The organism is Blastococcus sp. SYSU DS0973, from assembly GCF_054051055.1.
On the sequence record NZ_JBJHAN010000005.1, the window covers coordinates 54497 to 71873 of the forward strand.

The 17377-nt window shown below is 73.3% G+C and carries 15 protein-coding genes and 1 pseudogene; 6 read left to right on the forward strand and 10 right to left on the reverse strand.

The genetic code is table 11. The features are described from left to right. Positions 1 to 17: 17 nt before the first annotated feature. The 5 genes from ACI791_RS10525 to ACI791_RS10545 form a co-directional block, all read right to left on the reverse strand. Entirely contained in the window at positions 18 to 653 is a 636-nt protein-coding gene (locus ACI791_RS10525; protein ID WP_456586001.1) for a response regulator, read from the reverse strand. Then, entirely contained in the window at positions 650 to 2659 is a 2010-nt protein-coding gene (locus ACI791_RS10530) for a sensor histidine kinase (protein ID WP_456586002.1), read from the reverse strand. Before ACI791_RS10530 ends, ACI791_RS10525 begins: the two co-directional genes overlap by 4 nt. A 49-nt stretch (positions 2660 to 2708) precedes the next feature. After that, entirely contained in the window at positions 2709 to 3437 is a 729-nt protein-coding gene (locus ACI791_RS10535; RefSeq protein ID WP_456586003.1) for a DUF6796 family protein, read from the reverse strand. Positions 3438 to 3555: 118 nt separating this feature from the next. Then, positions 3556 to 4212 (reverse strand): response regulator, encoded by a 657-nt coding sequence (locus tag ACI791_RS10540; RefSeq protein WP_456586004.1) that lies wholly within the window; start codon positions 4210 to 4212, stop codon positions 3556 to 3558. Beyond that, positions 4209 to 6080 (reverse strand): sensor histidine kinase, encoded by a 1872-nt coding sequence (locus ACI791_RS10545; protein WP_456586005.1) that lies wholly within the window; start codon positions 6078 to 6080, stop codon positions 4209 to 4211. Before ACI791_RS10545 ends, ACI791_RS10540 begins: the two co-directional genes overlap by 4 nt. Before the next feature lie 177 nt (positions 6081 to 6257). Between ACI791_RS10545 and ACI791_RS10550 the strand changes: the two genes are divergently transcribed. Continuing rightward, a complete protein-coding gene (locus ACI791_RS10550; RefSeq protein WP_456586006.1) occupies positions 6258 to 6968 on the forward strand; it encodes a hypothetical protein in 711 nt (236 codons plus the stop codon). A 170-nt stretch (positions 6969 to 7138) separates the two neighbouring features. Continuing rightward, positions 7139 to 7342 (forward strand): annotated as a pseudogene (locus ACI791_RS10555) (ADP-ribosylglycohydrolase family protein); the annotation flags it as partial. Between the two features lie 72 nt (positions 7343 to 7414). Here the strand turns inward: ACI791_RS10555 and ACI791_RS10560 are convergent. Beyond that, the gene (locus tag ACI791_RS10560; RefSeq protein WP_456586166.1) at positions 7415 to 8014 is read right to left on the reverse strand and encodes a hypothetical protein; all 600 of its coding nucleotides are present in this window, start codon (positions 8012 to 8014) and stop codon (positions 7415 to 7417) included. Further along, positions 8011 to 9189 carry a hypothetical protein gene (locus ACI791_RS10565; protein WP_456586007.1) on the reverse strand — a complete coding sequence of 393 codons (1179 nt, stop codon included), beginning with the start codon at positions 9187 to 9189 and terminating at the stop codon, positions 8011 to 8013. Before ACI791_RS10565 ends, ACI791_RS10560 begins: the two co-directional genes overlap by 4 nt. Positions 9190 to 9459: 270 nt before the next feature. Here ACI791_RS10565 and ACI791_RS10570 point away from each other — a divergent pair, with 270 nt between their 5' ends. Continuing rightward, entirely contained in the window at positions 9460 to 9930 is a 471-nt protein-coding gene (locus ACI791_RS10570; protein WP_456586008.1) for a hypothetical protein, read from the forward strand. A gap of 276 nt (positions 9931 to 10206) precedes the next feature. On the opposite strand, the gene ACI791_RS10575 is transcribed toward ACI791_RS10570, so the two are convergent. Beyond that, positions 10207 to 10647, reverse strand: a complete 441-nt coding sequence (locus tag ACI791_RS10575) for a hypothetical protein (protein ID WP_456586009.1) — start codon at positions 10645 to 10647, stop codon at positions 10207 to 10209. A 613-nt stretch (positions 10648 to 11260) separates the two neighbouring features. Between ACI791_RS10575 and ACI791_RS10580 the strand changes: the two genes are divergently transcribed. Continuing rightward, positions 11261 to 12046 carry a DUF6308 family protein gene (locus ACI791_RS10580; RefSeq protein WP_456586010.1) on the forward strand — a complete coding sequence of 262 codons (786 nt, stop codon included), beginning with the start codon at positions 11261 to 11263 and terminating at the stop codon, positions 12044 to 12046. Positions 12047 to 12197: 151 nt separating this feature from the next. Here the strand turns inward: ACI791_RS10580 and ACI791_RS10585 are convergent, their stop codons facing one another. Both ACI791_RS10585 and ACI791_RS10590 read right to left on the reverse strand, forming a co-directional pair. Then, positions 12198 to 13508, reverse strand: coding sequence for a DUF6884 domain-containing protein (locus ACI791_RS10585; RefSeq protein ID WP_456586011.1), 1311 nt, complete (start codon positions 13506 to 13508; stop codon positions 12198 to 12200). A gap of 9 nt (positions 13509 to 13517) precedes the next feature. After that, positions 13518 to 15176 (reverse strand): NERD domain-containing protein, encoded by a 1659-nt coding sequence (locus ACI791_RS10590; RefSeq protein WP_456586012.1) that lies wholly within the window; start codon positions 15174 to 15176, stop codon positions 13518 to 13520. A gap of 224 nt (positions 15177 to 15400) precedes the next feature. Here ACI791_RS10590 and ACI791_RS10595 point away from each other — a divergent pair, with 224 nt between their 5' ends. Together ACI791_RS10595 and ACI791_RS10600 are read left to right on the forward strand one after the other, a co-directional pair. Next, positions 15401 to 15694 (forward strand): hypothetical protein, encoded by a 294-nt coding sequence (locus ACI791_RS10595; RefSeq protein WP_456586013.1) that lies wholly within the window; start codon positions 15401 to 15403, stop codon positions 15692 to 15694. Positions 15695 to 16134: 440 nt separating this feature from the next. Next, positions 16135 to 17265, forward strand: a complete 1131-nt coding sequence (locus ACI791_RS10600; RefSeq protein WP_456586164.1) for an ADP-ribosylglycohydrolase family protein — start codon at positions 16135 to 16137, stop codon at positions 17263 to 17265. The last annotated feature ends 112 nt before the right edge of the window (positions 17266 to 17377 follow it).

Below are 17377 nucleotides of genomic sequence, written 5' to 3' on the forward strand. Positions count from 1 at the left end.
GACGGCCGCTCCTCGGCCTACACGCCCAGACCGGCGTCGCGGGCGCGGGCCACGGCGGCGGCGCGGTCGCCAACGCCGAGCTTGGCGAAGATGCTCGACACGTGGTTGCGCACGGTCTTCTCCGACAGGAACAGCCGCCGGGCGATGTCGGCGTTGGCGCGACCCTGAGCCGCGAGGACGAGCACTTCCCGCTCCCGCTCCGAAAGCTCCGGGAGCGGGGGCAGCGCCGCGCCGGTGCTCGCGGTGAAGAATGCCCGCACCCGCTCCGCGACGCCCGCCCCGTAGACGACCTGGCCGTCGGCGACCGATCGCACTGCCCGCTCGATCTCCGCCTGGCCGGCTCCCTTGAGCAGGTACCCCCAGGCGCCGGCGCGGATGGCGGCGAGCACCGTCTCGTCCGCCTCGATCATGGTCAGCACGAGCACCCGGGTGCCAGGAGCGACTTCCTGCAGCCGCTTCGTCACCTCGACGCCGGTCAGCCCGGGCATCTGCAGGTCGAGCAGCGCGACGTCGGGGCGGGTCTCGACGACGGCGTCCACCGCGGCGAGCCCGTCGGCGGCCTCGGCGACGACGTCCACGCCGCTGTCCTGCAGCAGCACCTTGAGCCCGGCTCGGAAGGCGGGATGGTCGTCGGCGATGACGACGCGGGTCATGCGACTCCCTCCAGCGGCAGGACGGCGCTCACCCGGGTGCCACCGCCGGGGGCGGGCGTGACCTGGCAGGTGCCGCCGAGCTCGGTGGCGCGGTCGCGCATCGACCGCAGGCCGAGGCCGGGCGGTGCGTCGTCCCGGCAGCCGCGGCCGTCGTCGACGACCTCGACGGCGAGGGCGTCCGCTTCCCCGCGCAGCCGGACGTCGATGTGCTCGGCACCGGCGTGGCGGACGGCGTTGGTCAGGGCCTCCTGCGCGATCCGGTAGGCGGCCACCTCCACGGCGGCGGGCAGGTCGTCGAGCGGGCCGCTGCCCTCGATGCTGATCTTCGGCGGGCCGTCGTCCAACAGCGCCGGGCCGGTGGCCCGCAGGGCACCGAGCAGGCCGAGGTCGTCGAGCGCGGGTGGGCGCAGGTCGTGCACGATGCGGCGCACGTCGCCGACCGCCTCCTGGAGCTGGTCGCGGGCGGTGGTCACGAGCGGGGCTGCCCGCTCCGGCTCCCGGCCGAGAGCGCGCGAGGCGACGTCCAGGGCCATGACGGCCGAGGCCAGCTGGGGGCCGAGCCCGTCGTGCAGGTCGCGGCGGATCCGCCGGCGTTCCTCCTCGCGGGCGGTGACCAGCCGGTCGCGGGAGCGCTCGAGGTCGGTGACCAGCCGCAGCGCGAACCCGACGGCGGCGAGCTGCGCGGCGAGGTCCTCCAGCAGTGCTGAGTCGACCGGGTCGAGCCCGTCGGTACCGGGGCGGTGGGCGACGGACAGGGTGCCGACGACGTCGCCGTGCCAGAGCAGTGAGAACTGGTGCACGGCTCGGGCCGGGTCGCCGACGGACTCGACGACCGGCGGCGCGTCGGGCCGGTCGACCGTGACGGCGACCGCAGGCAGCTTGAGGTCTTCGGCGATCGCCGCGACGGCCTGGGTGAGTGCCGAGCGTGGCGAGCCGGCGCGGCGGAGGCGTTCGGTGATGCGGCCGAGCACCCGGTAGGGGTCGCCGCGGAGGCCGTGCAGGAGCCGGTCGACGGCGCGCTGGATGCGCACGTAGAGCGGGTGGAAGACGGCGGCGACCGCGACCGCGCCGACGAACCCGACGACCGAGTCGCCGGTGCCGCTGATGCCGCCCAGCCAGCCGACCACGGCGACGTAGACCAGCGCCGAGGCGGCGAGCAGCGCCGTCCCGACCAATGTGCGGTTGACGACGACGTCGATGCCGAACAGCCGGTAGCGGACGACGGAGATGCCGATGGCGAGCGGCACGGCGAGGGTGGCGACGAGGTTCACCGGAGCGGGTGCGACGAAGGAGGCCAGCACCGCCAGGGCCAGCGCGTAGCCGACCCAGGCGATCTGCCGCCGTCCGTCGGGATCGGCCCGCCGGAACCGCAGGACGAGGCTCGCGAGGGCGAGCACCGCGACCACCGGGAGCAACGGATTGAGGACCGTCTGGGCGGCGTCCAGGAACGGCTCGGGAACCGGAACGGCGAGGGGGTTCGGCGGCTGGTCCCTCTCGGGCTGGATGCCGGTGAAAGCGGTGAGCAGCGACATCGTGGCGATCAGCGCCAGCGCGGTGATCGCGACCGGGCGCCAGCGGCGGGACAGCAACCGTCCGCCCGGGAAGATCAGCGGAAGGAGGGTGACGAACGAGACGAACGACGGCACCCAGGTCCAGAGGGTGAGCCAGGCGGCGATCCGGAAGACCAACGCCGGGTCGTCACTGCCGGTGAAGCCGTGGACGGCGAGCCCGACGGAGCCGGCGTACACGCATGCGACGCACCCGATGACCGTCATCAGCTGCAGGACCCGGTGGCCGGGCACCCGTCCCAGCAGGACGGCGCCGACGATCGCCATGGCGGGGCCGACCACCGGCTCGGGGCTGGCGAAGAGGTCCGCGCGCTCGGCTGCCGGGGTGGCGGCGTGCGCGATCAGGCCGGCGACGAGCCAGCCGACGGCGGCCACGGCCGAGAGCCGGGCCACCGTGGTGGCGGCCCGGCTCGTCGGGGCTGCGCGTCGTCGGAGCACTGGCTGGACCACCTCGCGGGGCGACGCTAACGGAATGCGGGCCCGCTGATCAGGGGGTTGCCTCTTCCGTGGCGCGGGCCAGCCACCACTGCCGGTCGGTCTGCTTGGCGATCAGGACGGCGACGCCGAACGAGGCGGCGACGAACAGCCAGTGCGGGTCGACCGGTCCGGTGGGGAAGCCGCCGAAGTCCACGACCAGGAAGACCAGGAGGACGACGGGGATCCAGATCGGCACGACGCGGGTGCGCAGGTAGCCGATCGAGGTGAGCAGCACCGAGCCGGCCATGCCGAGCAGGAACGGCACCAGGACCAGCAGGGCGAGCGGGCTGTTCTGCGCCGACTCGACGAGGGCGACCATGGCCTCGCGGTCGGGCTGGTCGGCCGCCGCGTAGTCATAGATCCCGACGACGTGGATGCCGAAGAAGCCCAGGGCGCCCACGAAGCCGAAGACCATGGCGGTCGTGCCGAGCTTGGGCATGCGGGGACGGATCAGCTGCGCCATGGCGACCAGGCCGAGCAGCAGGAACGGAACGGCGATGGTGCCGAGGACGAGGCCGATCCGGGCGAGGGTCGGATTCGCCGCGTAGGCCTCGAGGCTGCCTTCGACCGAAGAGCTCTCGCCGACGATCCGGTTGATGAGGGCTTCGGCGAGATTGAGCGTCGCGCCGACGGTGAGGGCGACGACGGCGGCGCGGCGGCCGATGGGGGCGGGCCGGGGGATCGGGTCGACACGGGGCGTGGTCGCCGACAGAGCCGGGGACACGGGCTCAGCGGTCATCGGTGTACCTCCTTCTCCCGACAGGTCCTTCCCGGCGGGGCGAGGAACACGGTGGGCCGGGCGCTGTCCCGGCGTCGTGAGGCACTGGTCCCGATCCGTGCGGGTCGACCGGCGGCGGTCACCGGGCGGCAGGCGGAAGGCCGTTCTGATAGGCGACCACGACTGCCTGCACCCGGTCGCGGACCCCGAGCTTGGCCAGGACCCGGGTGACGTGGGTCTTCACGGTCGCCTCCCCCAGGTACAGGGCCGCCGCGATCTCCGCGTTGTTGAGCCCCTGTGCCATGGCGGCCAGCACGTCGGTCTCCCGCTCGGTGAGCGACCGCAGGCGGTCGCCGGAGCCGGTGCGCGCCGCCGGCCCGGCCAGGTAGGCCTCGACCAGCCGGCGGGTCACCGTCGGGGCGAACAGCAGATCCCCCTCGTGGCAGGCGCGGATCGCCGCGGCGAGCTCCGCGGGAGCGGTGGTCTTCAGCAGGAAACCGCTGGCCCCCGCACGGAGGGCGCCGGCGACGTACTCGTCGAGGTCGAAGGTGGTCAGGACCAGCACCCGGCACCGCGGCCGCGCCGACAGCACGGCCGCGGTGGCGGCGATGCCGTCGCTGCCGGGCATCTGCACGTCCATGAGGACGACGTCCGCCTCCTGCGCGACGGCCTCCCGCACCGCCTCGGCCCCGGACGCGGCCTCACCCACCACGGCGATGTCGGGTTCGGCGGCGAGGATCGCGCCGAACCCGCCCCGGACGAGATCCTGGTCGTCGGCGATCACCACCCGGATCACGGCCGTACGCCGGCCCGGGACGACGGCACCGGCATGGTCGCGGCCACCCGGAACCCGCCGGAGGGCTCCGGTCCGGCGACGAGCTCGCCACCGAGCGCCCGGACCCGTTCGGTCAGGCCGACCAGCCCGAAACCGGAGGACGACGATGCGGGAGGCCGGCTGCGTGGGCCGTCGTCGACCACGGTGACCGTCAGTCGGTCCCCGGCGCGGTCGACCGTGACCTCGACGCGGCTACCCGGCGCGTACCGGACGGCGTTGGTGAGCGCCTCCTGGGCGACCCGGTGGACGGACTCCGCGACGGCGTCGTCGGTGGGCAGGTCCTCCGGCACGCGCAGCCGGACGGTGACGCCGGCGCCCTCGATGCGGGCGGAGAGTTCGCCGAGCGCACGGGCGAGGCCCGGCGGCCGGGCCGGAAGGGCATGTCCTTCGGCGCCGGCCGCGCCGCCGTCGAGCAGCCCGAAGAGCACGTCGAGCTCCGCCAGCGCCCGGGTACCGGCATCGGCCACGGCCCGTACCGCCTGCCGGGCCCGCGCCGGCTCGCTGGTGCGGAGGGCCAGGGCCGCGCCGGCCTGGACGACCATGACCGAGATCGCGTGGCTCACCACGTCGTGCAGTTCCCGCGCCAGCCGCTGCCGCTCGGCCTGGACCGCGCGCGTCGACGCGCTCCGCTGTGCGGCCTCGAGGGTCGTCGCGGCGGCCTCGGCCGTCCGGCCGGCGTGGTCGCGGGACATCCACAGCAGGCCGGCGACGGCGGGAACCGCGAACGTCGCCACGGTGACCGCCACGTTCTCCGAGGCGTGCAGGAAGGTGTCGGCCGTGGTGGCCCCGGCCAGCACGGTCAGCGCCGCGAGGCTCCACCGGCGGCCGTCCGCACCGGCCGACCAGGACAGCAGCGCCCACGCCAGCACGGTCGACAGAGTTCCCGGCAGCGGGACGCCCGCCGCCATGGCCACGCCCGGCGGAAGTGCGGCCAGCAGGCAGGCGACGGCGGCGTCCACCCGGCGCAGCGCGACGCAGCAGCAGACCGCGGCGGCGAGCAGGGGCCCGAGGACGCCGGTCCTGCCGGTCGCTTCCAGTGCGGTCGTCTCGAGAGCGGCCAGGGCGGCCAGCACCGCCGCACCCCCGACGTCCAGCCTGCGGCGGCGGGGCCGGTTCCGGCTCCCGGCCGGTTCCTCCGGTGGCCGGGGCTCCGGGCTCTGCCGGAGCAGGCCGAGCAGGCGTCGGAGCTCGGTCACCGCCCGCCGTCCCACGGTGCCGACGGCCTCCAGGTCGGCAGTGGCGAGGGACTGCTCGGCTGCTCCCGCGTGCCGGCGCATCGCGAGCACGGCCTGGCGGACGACGTCCAGCGTCTCGCCGGCCAACCGGGCCCGCTCCTCGGCGACGACGCGGCGGGCGGTCTCGGCCGGGTCCCGGTCGCGGAGCTCCGCGGCGGTCGCCGCCGCCGCCCGCGCGTCGTCGTCCCGCCGGCGGACCGCCGCGCCGAACGCGGCGGTGCCGCCGACGAGCAGGCCGACGAAGAGCAGGTTGGCGACGGTCGGCTGACGGGCGACGACCGCCGCCACCCCTCCGGCCAGCAGGACGAGGCCCCACGCGCTGGTGTCGTAGCGGCGGAGGGCGAAGGCGACCACGAGGAGCGGGGCGAGGAGCGCCGGGTTCTCCAGGGGCACCCCGGCCGACCAGGCGAGCAGCTGGTACGCGACCGCCGCGGCCCCGGCGGGCAACGGCCGGCGACGGAACGGCAGGACGGCGACGACGGTCGCCGGCCCGAGGAGCAGCGCCTGCTCCGGTTCGGCCACGAAGACCGCCACCCACGCTCCGCAGGCGAGCGCGACCCCGAGCTCCGCGCCCCAGCTCCGGATCAGGTCCACCCGGGAAACCGTAGAACGTCGTCTGGCTCCTGGGATCCCCCTGCGGTCGGACCGGGAGGTCCTCCGATCGGCGAGAGATCGGGGTGCGCCGCGGGGGACGCGCGTCAGGAACCGGCGCGGACACGCTCGGGACCGTGCCGGTGGAGAGCCCACCGGACAGGGACGAGGGAGGCCGTCATGGCACGGAAGGCCACGTGGTTCGGGGCGGGGAGCATCGTCGCGGCACCGCTGCTGATCGGTCTGGGTGACCAGGTCCGCATGGCGGAGGTGGATCGCTCGGCGTCCGCCGGGATGGTCGACACCGGGTACGGGCCCGAGCAGGCCGCTCAGTACCTCGAGCAGGTAGCGGCCAACTCCGGCGCGTTCGCCGCCGCCGGAGCGCTCACCTACGCGGGAGCGCTGCTGCTGGTGCCCGCGCTGCTGACCATCTGGCGGCTGTCCGTCGGTGGCGCCCCACGGTGGGCCTGGGCCGGAGCCGTGCTCGCGGCGCTGGGCGTGCTCGGGCACATGGTGCACCTGCAGGGCTACTACGGCACCAACCTGGCGGTCGCGCCGTTCGCCGACCAGCCGTGGGCGGGCGAGCTGATGATCGGCCTGGAGGGCTCGCCCTTCGCGCTCGCGCTGTTCCTGCCGTTCCTCGTGGGCTGGCTCGCATTCCTGCCGCAGGCTGTCGGCCTCCGGCGGGCCGGGGTGATCCCCACGTGGGCCGCGGCGTCGGTCGTCGTGGGCACGGTGGTCTTCCTCGTCGTCGGTTCGACGCCGTGGAGCACCGGGCTCTGGATGGTCGGGCTGATCGCGGGCCTGGCGCCGGCCGCTGCGGCCGCGGTGCGTCGCGATGCCACGGACCCGGCGGGGGCTCGCGCCGAGGCGCGCGCCGCGGTGGGCTGAGGTTCCGTGTTCCCCGGGGAGTGGATGGGCCGCATGCATCGCTTCCACCGCGTCGCCGGCGCGCTGGTCGGATCCGCCGTCGGCGACGCGCTCGGTGCACCGTTCGGGTTCGGCCCTCCATGTGCGTCCTCCCCCACTCCCCGGTGCCCGCCCGGGGCTCGACGACGGAGATGTGCGGCGGTGGTTCGCTGGGCTGGGAGCCGGGCGAGTTCACCGACGACACGCAGATGGCGTTGCTCGTGGCGGCGTCGCTGGTCGAGCGCGACGGCGTGGGCGAGGCGGACCTGTTCGACCGGTTCCTGCGCTGGGCGGAGGCGGAGCCGCCGGACATCGGCAACCGGACCTGCGCCGTGCTGAGGTCCGGCCTGCCCTGGGACGTCGCGGCGGCCGGGCACTTCGCCCGGTCCGGTCGCCGCAGCGCTCGGCCGGGTGCGCTCAGCGCACGGCTACGTGGGAGGAACTGCCGGTCCTCGACCACCGAGCCCGTAGAGCGCCCGGTCCACGTCTCGGGCAGTCCAGTGAGGGCGATGCGGACGGATGTGCGCCAGGAGATCGTCGACTTCGTCCATGTATCGGCGATAGCGACCCGACCGGCGCCCGATGTCCCGCCCGATCGCATCGCGAAGCGCCGCATGGGCCCGGCGGTCGTAGACCGCCATGCGCTCGGGGGCCGACGCAGCGATCAGCGCCGATGCGAGCGCATCGCCGGAGGCGAATCCAGGGAGCACCGCCGGCGCGCGGCGCGCGACTGCGGCGGCTTCCGGCACCTCAGCGGAGTTGTCACGCGCGGCAGCGACGGCCGACGCGGTGACCTCCCGGACATCCCAGTCAGCCACATGGTTGAGCGCCGCTACCCACCGTGTGTCGGCCCGCAGTCGCCTCCAGAAGAGAAGCGCGCCGATGTCCGACTTGCCCGCGCTGCCACTGGTGCTGATGCGGGTGGACACGTCGGCGAAGACCTCGTCGTACACGCCGGTCGGGTTGGACTCACGGGCCTCGATGAGCCACCGGACCACGTGCTCGCCGGGCCGGTGTTCCACCATCACCGCAGCGGCGCTGCCTGGGCGACACGCTGAGGCACTTCGATGAGCTCGACGTCGAAGGCCTCGCAGACCCGCTGGAGCCGATCGCGCCAGCGAGCCTGCTGCGTGCGGATCTCGGGGACGACGACGGCAGCACGGCACGTGGCGTGGTCGAGGCCGAACTGCTCGAACCAGGGGGCGAGGTACGTGGCCTGGCGGATGAAGTGGCGGTAGAGGACCGCTTGCTCGACCGCGTGCCGGTAGTAGTTGCCCACTCCGCCCGAACCTTCGATCTTGATCTCGATGGCCCAGGGCGTGGAGCCGTCGCGCAGCAGGGCATCGAGATACCGACCGGCGTTGGACGGGGTGCGCCCCCAGCGTGTCGGGAACTGGCTGCCCCAGCTCACCCCATCCCTCACGGGACGCAACGTCTCCAGCACGCCGCTCGAAGTGCGGATCGGCACGGCGCCGCGCAGGATCCGCGACTCCAGGGCGTGCTCGTTCTGCTTCTCCCCTGCGGACAGCACGTCCTGCCAGGCGTCGGCGAAGCGGTTGATGACTTCCGTGGCGCGCGCGACGGAGTAGGCGGATTCGGTGACCTCCAGCCGGCCGTCCGGGACGAACTGCATCCACATCGTGCGCTCGGGTCCGCGCCGTCCTTGGTAGTCCTTGCCCACGTCGAGGCGGCCCAGGCGCGGGCCCACCTGAGCGACCTCGAGCCCCTCGAGTCGCAGCGACCACCACCCCTTGTTGGTCAGCATCGGGTAGGCGCGGAACTCGTCGCGGGAGACCCCGGTCATGATCCGGTCGACGAGGGCAGGCGGCTGCTGCCCCAGATCCATGAGGTATCCGAGCCATTCGGTGTACCGGTACCTCTCGTGATCACCTATGTCATCGAGACCGTGCCCGCTGATCGGGAGGATCTCCGCGCGGCTCGTCAGGCGGCGCAGGTTCACCCGGAACGTGGCTCGGAGCTGGGCCGAGAGGGTCCGCAGCGCCCCTTCGGCCTCGGTGTCCCAGTCGTCGTCCGCGAGAAGCAGCGTCACCTCGTCGGGGGAGACAGGGACCCCCTCGACGGTGTCATCCCCGTGTAGGTGTAGGTCGACAAGGTCCAGCAGCCCGCCGATCTGCGTCTTGCTGTCCGTACCGACGCCAACCGCACGCTGTCCGTCGTAGACGCAGCGCAGGACGGTGCTCACGACGGAGTCGACCCTGTCGCTGGAGTCGTCGATGCGGGAGACGCCGGCAACCTGACCCAGCAGGGCGGCTACGTTCTCAAGGGGTGCCATCTCGACCTTTCGCTTCGCGCGTTCAGACGTCGAACAGGGTGCCGTCGTCGTAAGGGTGACCGCCGGGCAAGGGCAGGAGTGCTCGCGTGCGCCTTCCGTAGGTATCGGCACGGCTTGGCGCGGGGCGAGCGCCGTGACGAGAACCCTGTGGTCGCCGATGGGCGCGGGGCAGGAGGTGTGGTGCTGCAGCAGTGGCCGCCCACGCCGCCGGTGGTCACCGAGCTCAGCCCGCCACCCGCCGTCCCCGACTCGTCACCCGAGGAGCTGTTCGCCCTGCCCGACTGGGGCTACGGGCAGGCGATCGAGTGGCGCTACACCGCCGGGTCACCGCAGGAGCCCGGACCGGCCGACGTCTGGACCCGGGTGCGCGTCCCCCTGGTCGCCGGCCGGCCGCTCACCGGTCTCGACCGCGCGCTCATCGCCGCCGACGCCGCCAACGGCATCTCCGTGGAGCTGCCCATCGACCGCTGGTGGTCCATCCCACCGGGCATGACGACCCACCTGACCCGCGAGCCGGACGGCGAGTGGGTGCACCTGGCCTGCCGCACGCAGATCGCCGCCGACGGCATCGGGCTGTGCCACGGCGAGCTCTCCGACGAGCGCGGCTCGATCGGCGAGGTCGCCCAGCCACTGCTCGTCCAAGCCCGCTGACGAATTGCCCCGTCGCCAACCGGCCCTGCAGGACGGGTTCGGCCACCGATCACAGGGGGCGGTCCCCCGGAGGTGCTGACGGTCTTCGCAACCAGACCCGCGCCACCTCGGACCGGTCTTGGGACATGGCCGCGGCCCAGTACTTCGCACGGTCGGATCCCCTGCGGGGAACGGCTCCTGGAACCCGGCTGACTCCTACCAACGGTGCTCGGTTCAGACGCCGCGGCGGACGGCGCGCTCGTGCACGCCGACCGCCGCGGTGACATCTCTGGTCGATCAGGGGCAGAGCTCCCCCCGCTTCACCACGCCGAAGTCGATCTGGCCCTCGACGTCGCCCGTGACCTGCTGACCGGCGGGGATGTTCTGGTCGCAGACGAGCCAGTTCGAGTCGACCATCTGGTTGCGGCTGCCCAGCAGGTCGTGAGAGACGCTGACCCAGACCTGGTTGGTCTGCAGAAGGTTCTGCGCCGACTGCAGGTCCATGCCGACGAAGTTCGGCATCGGGAAGTCGACGACGGGGGTGGCCGGCGTCGTGGCCGTCGGAGGTGCCACGGTCTCCGGCGCGGGTGCCACCGCTGCCGGAGTCTCCGCCACGGGTTCAGCCGGGACGGTCGCGGTGACCGTCGTCGTCACAGCGGCGGCGGTCGATGCCTCCTCAGGGTCCCCACCGAGCGCCGAGCCGATCGCGCCCACCACGACGACTCCGGCGAGCACCATGACCCACGGCCGCTTGTAAAGCGGGGTCTGGGTCGTGGGCGACCCGCCCTGCGGCGGGTACGGCGGCTGACCCTGCGGCGGGTACGGCGGCTGACCCTGCGGCGGGTACGGCGGCTGGTTCGGAGACCAGGCACCCGGCGGAGGAGGAGGCGCCTGTCCCGGGGCGTAAGCGGGCTGGGCGTACTGCGGGTGCCCGTGGTTGTCCGGGACCTGCGGAGGCGGTCCGTACGGCGGCTGCGACATGTGATTCCCCGTGTTCGTGCGTGGCCGACCACCGTCGTGCCGAGGCGTCGGGCACGAGCGGTCGAGAGTTGACCGACGGACCGTGCCACAGGCCGACTGCCGGGATGCGCTCCTCCAGATGCGGCTCGTCGCGTTTCACCCCTGGGGCTTCGCCGGCCCCAAGAGCACCACGACCTTGCCGCCTCGTCCCGTCCGGATCGCCCTCCGCAGTGGTGACGAGGTGCCCCGTGCCTCCGACCGGCCGGTGTCATCTCGCCGTGGTGGCGGAGTCGACGTAACCGGCCGGCCGCGCGGCTCGGCCGCGGTGTCCCTGCGCGAGGCTACGGTCCCCCGCGGGCCGTCGCCGGCGGCCCGTGAACGGGGGAAAGACATGGACTCACCCTTCCGGCTGCCGAGCGTGGCCGCCGAGCCGATCGCGTGGGGCGAGACGCTGGCCGCCGTCGTGGGCTACGCCCGTGCCGAGCGCGACCTGCGGATCGCCTGGACGCCCAGCCACCCGGACGGCGTCACCGTCAGGGTGCGGGCTTACGCCTACCGGGTCTACGACTGCGTGCTGCCCTCGGACGACGACGAGTTCGCCTGGCTGGACGTCCTCGTGGTGGACGGCATCAACGGGAAGATGGACCAGACCGCGATCACGGCGCTGAAGCACGCCGCCGACCGGGCATGGCCGCACGTCCGGACGGCGATCGAGCGCGCCGAGGGCCGGTCGTTCTGGGACCTCGACGAGGTGGAGGTGGGTCGCACGCCCCCGCCGGGGACCACGGGAGCAGAGCTGGCCGACGCCTGGCGCGAGTGCTCGGCGACCACGGGAATCAAGACCGCGCTCACCCACAAGCTGCTCCACCACAAGCAGCCGACGCTGTTCCCTCTGATCGACAACGTGACCGCGCCGCTCCTACGGCGCCACACGGATGACGACGTCAGCCTCTGGGGCGTCATCCACCGGGAGCTCACGGCGAACGCTCAGCAGTTCGATGCGCTGGAGAAGACGTTCGCAGGGCTGGTGAACGGTCCGGACGACGTGCCACTCACCCGCCTGCGGCTGCACGACATCCTGCTGTGGCTGCAGGCGAGCGGGAAGTGGGCCCACGCCGTCGCCGCGGGCAAGGCCACCGACGAATGGGCCCGGTGGCACGACGACGACACAGCCTGAGCGCTGGCGCGCTGGCCTACGCGCGCCGGACCCTCGACGAGGTCACCACACCGGCGCACCTTGGGTGCCGAGACTTCCTCGGCCGGCACCTTCCTCGTCCGTGTGGGACCCGGCCAAGCGGTGCCCCCGGCGCGTTGACCGGGGGTCAGCCCTACCGGTTCCTGATCGCGGAGCGTCGTCCGCTCAAGGCCTTCCGCAGGGGCGTGGGAGGAACGTCGCGCAGGTTGAGCGGCGCGTCGGTGAGCTCGAGGAGTCGGGCCTCGCCGGTCGTCACCTGATCCGCGGGCAGCGGCAGCGTGGCCACCCGCAGATGCGCCTGCATCCAGGCCGTGAGGTCGTCCTCGGAGATCGACTGTTCACCAGGCCGGGTGAGGCAGGAGGCCAGGGTCAGGCGGAACGTCGAGAAGTCGCGGTTGCCGCCCAGGTGCATGGTGGCCACCCGACCCCAGAGCGTGTTGGTCGAGCGGACGCCGTTCGGGCGGACGCCGCCTGCCCGGCCGGCGTAGATCAGGCCAGGAAGCACGCGGTGCCCGAGCCCGGCGGAGAGCTCGTCGGCGCCTTGGTCGTCGGCCCACCAGCTGTAGAGACCCGGCCGATCGGATGCCGTGCGGCCGGCGGCGAGAAACTCGCTCGGGGGCACAGCGTTTGGCTGGTCCAGCAGCCAGGCGACGTCCGGAATGTCGGCAGCCGCGGGCACGAGCTCGGCGGGCAGCTCCGCCGAACCGCCGTACCAGGCCAGTCGCTCCCCCTGCCGGAGTCCGACGAGCGGCTGGACCAGCGTCCCGCCGGCCCGGGCGAGGGGGCCGACGAGGGGCTCGCAGTAGGCCCTGCCCGCATGCGCCTCCACGGTCAGGCCGCGGAGGTCGTGCCGTTCGCCGAGCTGCGCCACCACCCAGTCGCCCCAGGCGCTGCGGTACCGGGCCGACTGCTTCGGCAGGTAGACGTCGTACGGCGCGACCACCTCGTCGGGGTGGAGCAGGCCGAACTTGGCGCTGAGGACGTACCAGGGCCGGCCAGACCGGACGGCGCGATCACGCGCCTTCCGGAAAGCGGTCCCGGTGAAGATCTCGGCGGCGGGCGCCGGGCCGGTCGCCTTGGAGCCGGAGCAGCCCACCAGGACGACGTCGGCACCGAGATCGGCTGTCGCGGACGCACCGGCGGACCCTCCCGGGAGTGGGGCCGAGGCCTGCGCCGTGGTCGAGCCCACCCCCTCGGCATCCTGGCTCCTCCTCCACGGGCTCGTCGGGAAGCCGAGTCGGCCGAGGACGTCGAGCGCCCTGTGCGACGTGAACGCCGACCGCTCCATCCCGGTGGCCAGGGCGAGGACCTGCTTCGGCGGCCAGCGCGTGCCCTCGACGTCGACCCAGTGGGTGCGCACCTCGTCAGGAGCGGCCCCGCGCAGCGCCGCCCGGACGGCTTCCGCATCCAGCGAGTACCGAGCGCCCTCCTGCACGAACTCCACGACTCCCCCTCAGCCCGTCGGCGTGGAGCCGGAGGACTGCGCGAGCCGCTGGGCGACGGCGTGGCCGCCCACCCGCCGGATCAGCTCCAGGTCGCCACAGACCACCAGCAGGTCGCGGGCGCGGGACAGCCCGACGTACAGCATCTCGCGGGCGCGCTCCTCGTCCCGGAAGCCGTTGACCGCGAGGACGACCGCCGGCCGCTCCAGCCCCTTGAAGCCGAGCACGTGCCCGTAGAAGAGGTCGTCGTCGGACCAGAAGGAGTTCCAGTAGGCGTCCTGGCCGGCGGTCTGGCGCTCCGCCTGGACGGGGTGCCGCCGGTAGGTGGTCAGCAGCGCCACCGACTCGGCCGGCCAATCGGCGTCGAGGAGGGCGGCCGCCTGGTCGTCCGCCGCACCGATGGCATCGTCGGTGGCGCACTGGACGAAGCGCACCGGGACGCCGTCGCCACCGCGGTAGCGCATCTGGCTGGTGGTGAGGCTGCCGAACGTGCCGGCGATCTGCTTGGTGTTGCGGAGGTTCTCGTCGAGGTCGAAGGGCGTCAGCGCGACAGGTGGTCGGCCCTGGCGCGCGAAGACCCGCTGCCCCTCGTCGGCGAACACGTAGAGGCAGCCGTCCTCCGGGGAGCGCAGCGCGGCCAGGACCGCCGGCCACCAGCTCTCGGCGAAGTCCTGCGCCTCGTCGATGACGATGGCGTCGAAGCGGTCGGCCACGGCCAGCCCGCCGGCGAGCTCCACCATCCGCTCGGGGAGGTACTCCTCCCAGTAGCCGCTGTCGTCGTCCGACCCCGGGGTGACGCCCCAGTCGATACCCAACCCGTGGAAGGTGCCGACGTAGGCCGGGCGCTCTTTCGGCTTCCACATCTCGACCCGGCGGCGGAGGTACTCGGCCAGGCCGCGGGAGTAGCACATCACCGCGACCCGCTCCCCCTCGAGCGTCAGCCGGCGGGCCTTCTCCAGCGCGAGCCAGGTCTTCCCCGAGCCGGCGCCGCCGCGCACCTCGACCCGCCGGTTGGAGCGCAGCCAGTCGAGGACGCGCGCCTGGTCGCGGGTGAGCAGGTCGCACTCGGCCTCGCGCTCGTGCAGCGTCGCGAGCAGCTCCTGCTGCGGGATGCCGACCCCGGCGAGGCAGTCGACGAACGCCTCGAGGTCCTCGGCCGTCGGCGGCTCGACGTCGCTCTCCCACTGCCGCAGCGCGCTCGCGACCCTGGCCGCTGCCTGCGGCAGGTCTGCCTTGTCCAGCACCATCCAGCGGGGCGCGTCGGGGGCGGCGAAGTCGTCCGGCAGCGTCGTCGCCGGCAGGGCGACTAGGTGCACCATCCGCGGGTCCCCTGCGGTCCAGCGACGGTCGCGACGCAGGTAGTCACGCAGCAGGTACTTGCAGCGCAGCGCCTGCTCGACGGGGCGGATCTGCTTGTCGAGCCCGCCGCCGACCTGACGCCACTCACCTCCGCGGAGGTGGACGCTGCCGCCCTTGACCTCGATGACGGCGATCCCGAAGCCCGGCCAGGCGACGATGACGTCGGCCTCGCGGTCCTCGCGCCGGTCGCTGAACCGCTGCCCGCAGACCATGACGGCGTCGTCGGGTAGCTGGTCGCGGAGCGCGTCGGCGAACAGCCGCTCGGCGTGCGACTCGAAGACGGGACTGCTCGGGAAGACGCGCGCCGTCATGCGCGCACCGCGGACGTGGTCATGCCTCTGCCCCCGTGGCCGGCTCGGATGGATCGTCCCGGCAGCGTGACATGCCATACCGACACCTCAGCCGAACCGGACGCCGAGTTCTTCAGGCAGGACACATCTGCCTCTGCCCGGCGTCCCCCCCACCAGTCCGCTCACATTCTCCCCGGGCGGCGCATTGGACCGGGGAACCCGGCGCGTTCGCCGACGACACCCAGATGGCGGTGCTCGTGGCCACCTCGCTTGTCGAGCGGGTGAACCTCGACGACGCGGATGTCTTCGACCGATTCCCCGCGTGGGCGTGGGCGGAGGCCGAGCCGCCGGACATAGGCCACCAGACGCGCGCCGCCCTCCATTCCGGCCGGCTGAGGGACGTCGCTGCGGCCGGAGTCCCGTCCTGGTTCCGGCCGCTCGTTCAGACTCGACTCAGGAGCCTCGGCCCTGTCGGCAGACCGCCCGCTGCAAACGGCGGCGGCGGGACTGTCCGCTCGCGTGAGAGCGTCTTGCCATGACTGACCTGACGCCTACCGGTTCCTGCTTCTGCGGATGCGGCGGCGCTACGAAGCCAGGCCGATTCTTCGTGCAGACGCACGACCGTGTCGCCGAAACAGCGGTGATCCGTGAGAAGTACGGCTCGATCGCGGCCTTCGTTGTTGCACACGGCTACGGCCCGGAAGCAGCTGTCCCGACGACCCGGTAACGCCGCTCAGCCGAGAGGTCGCGATCAGGTTGCCCACCGGACCGGCTGCTTCTCGCCGACGAGGTGTCTCATAGTGGGCCGCAGCGACATCCCAACGCCGCCGCCGGCCCCGATCAGCAGGGTGAACGATGGCGGCCGGGGTACCAGCACCACGCCTCCGTGTCCGCCGGACGACCCAGCGATCACTGAGCGCCGGCGGCGCGCGCCAGTGCCCGTTCGAGTGCATCCATCGCCGCCCGGCGGATCTCGGCGCTGACCCACGGCGACCCGTCGGCCGGCGAGGGCTGCGCGATCTTCCACGAGCTGATGCGGGTGGCGCTGGACGGCAGCGACCCGCTCGCGGCAATCCCCTCCGCCCTGGAGGCCGTGGCGCCCGAGCACCGCGAACGGTGGGCGACCGTGCTGGCGCCTTCGTGGACTCCGACGGACGCGACCGAGTCCAACGGCGCGGTGTGGCCGACGCTCGGCCAGGCGGTGTGGGCGCTGCGGAACGGGCGTGACTTCGCCGAGGTGCTGCGGCTGGTCATCGACCTGGGAGGCGATACCGACACGGTCGCGTGCGTGGCCGGCGGGCTGGCCGGGGCCGTGTACGGGATGGGCGGCATCCCGAGCCGGTGGGCCTCGGTGGTGCACGGCCAGGTGCCCGGGCACGGCGACAAGGTGTGGCGCCTGTCCGATCTGCAGCAGCTGGCGGCGGCCCTCGACGGCGGGGTGCAGCGGAACTACGACCCGGGCGTGATCCCGCGGATCGGCCCGACCGAGGTGCTGCCCGGCATCTGGGCCGGCAACCTCGACGGCGCCCGGTACAGCGACGACGACTTCGCCGTCATCTCGCTGTGCCGGCTGGGCGAGCCGTTCCCGCACCCGGTGCACCGGATGGCCTACATCGCCGACAACGAGCACAACGCCGACCTCGACGTCATGCTCGCCGACGTCCTGGACGACATGGCCGCACTACGGGACGAGGGACACCGGCTGCTGGTGCACTGCCACGGCGGCGCCTCCCGGACGGGGCTGGTGCTGCGCGGCTGGCTGGTGCGCGAGAAGGGGATGTCGGTCGGGGAGGCGACGGCGCACGTCGCCGGACGCTGGCCGCATCTGGGCCTGTGGAACGAAAGCTTACGACAGCCCTGCAGCGCCTCAGGAGGCAGCGTAGGTAAACGAGCCTGCGCACTCAAGCGCAGTCTTCGACGAGACGAGGGGCCCCGCCCGACACCGGAGGACACACACGTTGCGGGCAGAGCCCCTCTCGCTTCCGGGCAGCGCCCGGCGCCGGGTGGCTCGGGACCTTCGCCGCTACTCGAAGGACCCCCGACCTTTGGCGGCACCATATGGACGTACAAGCCGGGAGGGGCGATGACTCGCCCAGGCAACAGTCGGTAAAGCGCGAGTAGGTGACCGTTGCGCCGACGAGCCGCTCCACGCTCTGCTCCCAACGGCGACTGACGAGATGGACGACGGGCTCTGCATCGCCGCCGACGTCCGCCGGTACGGG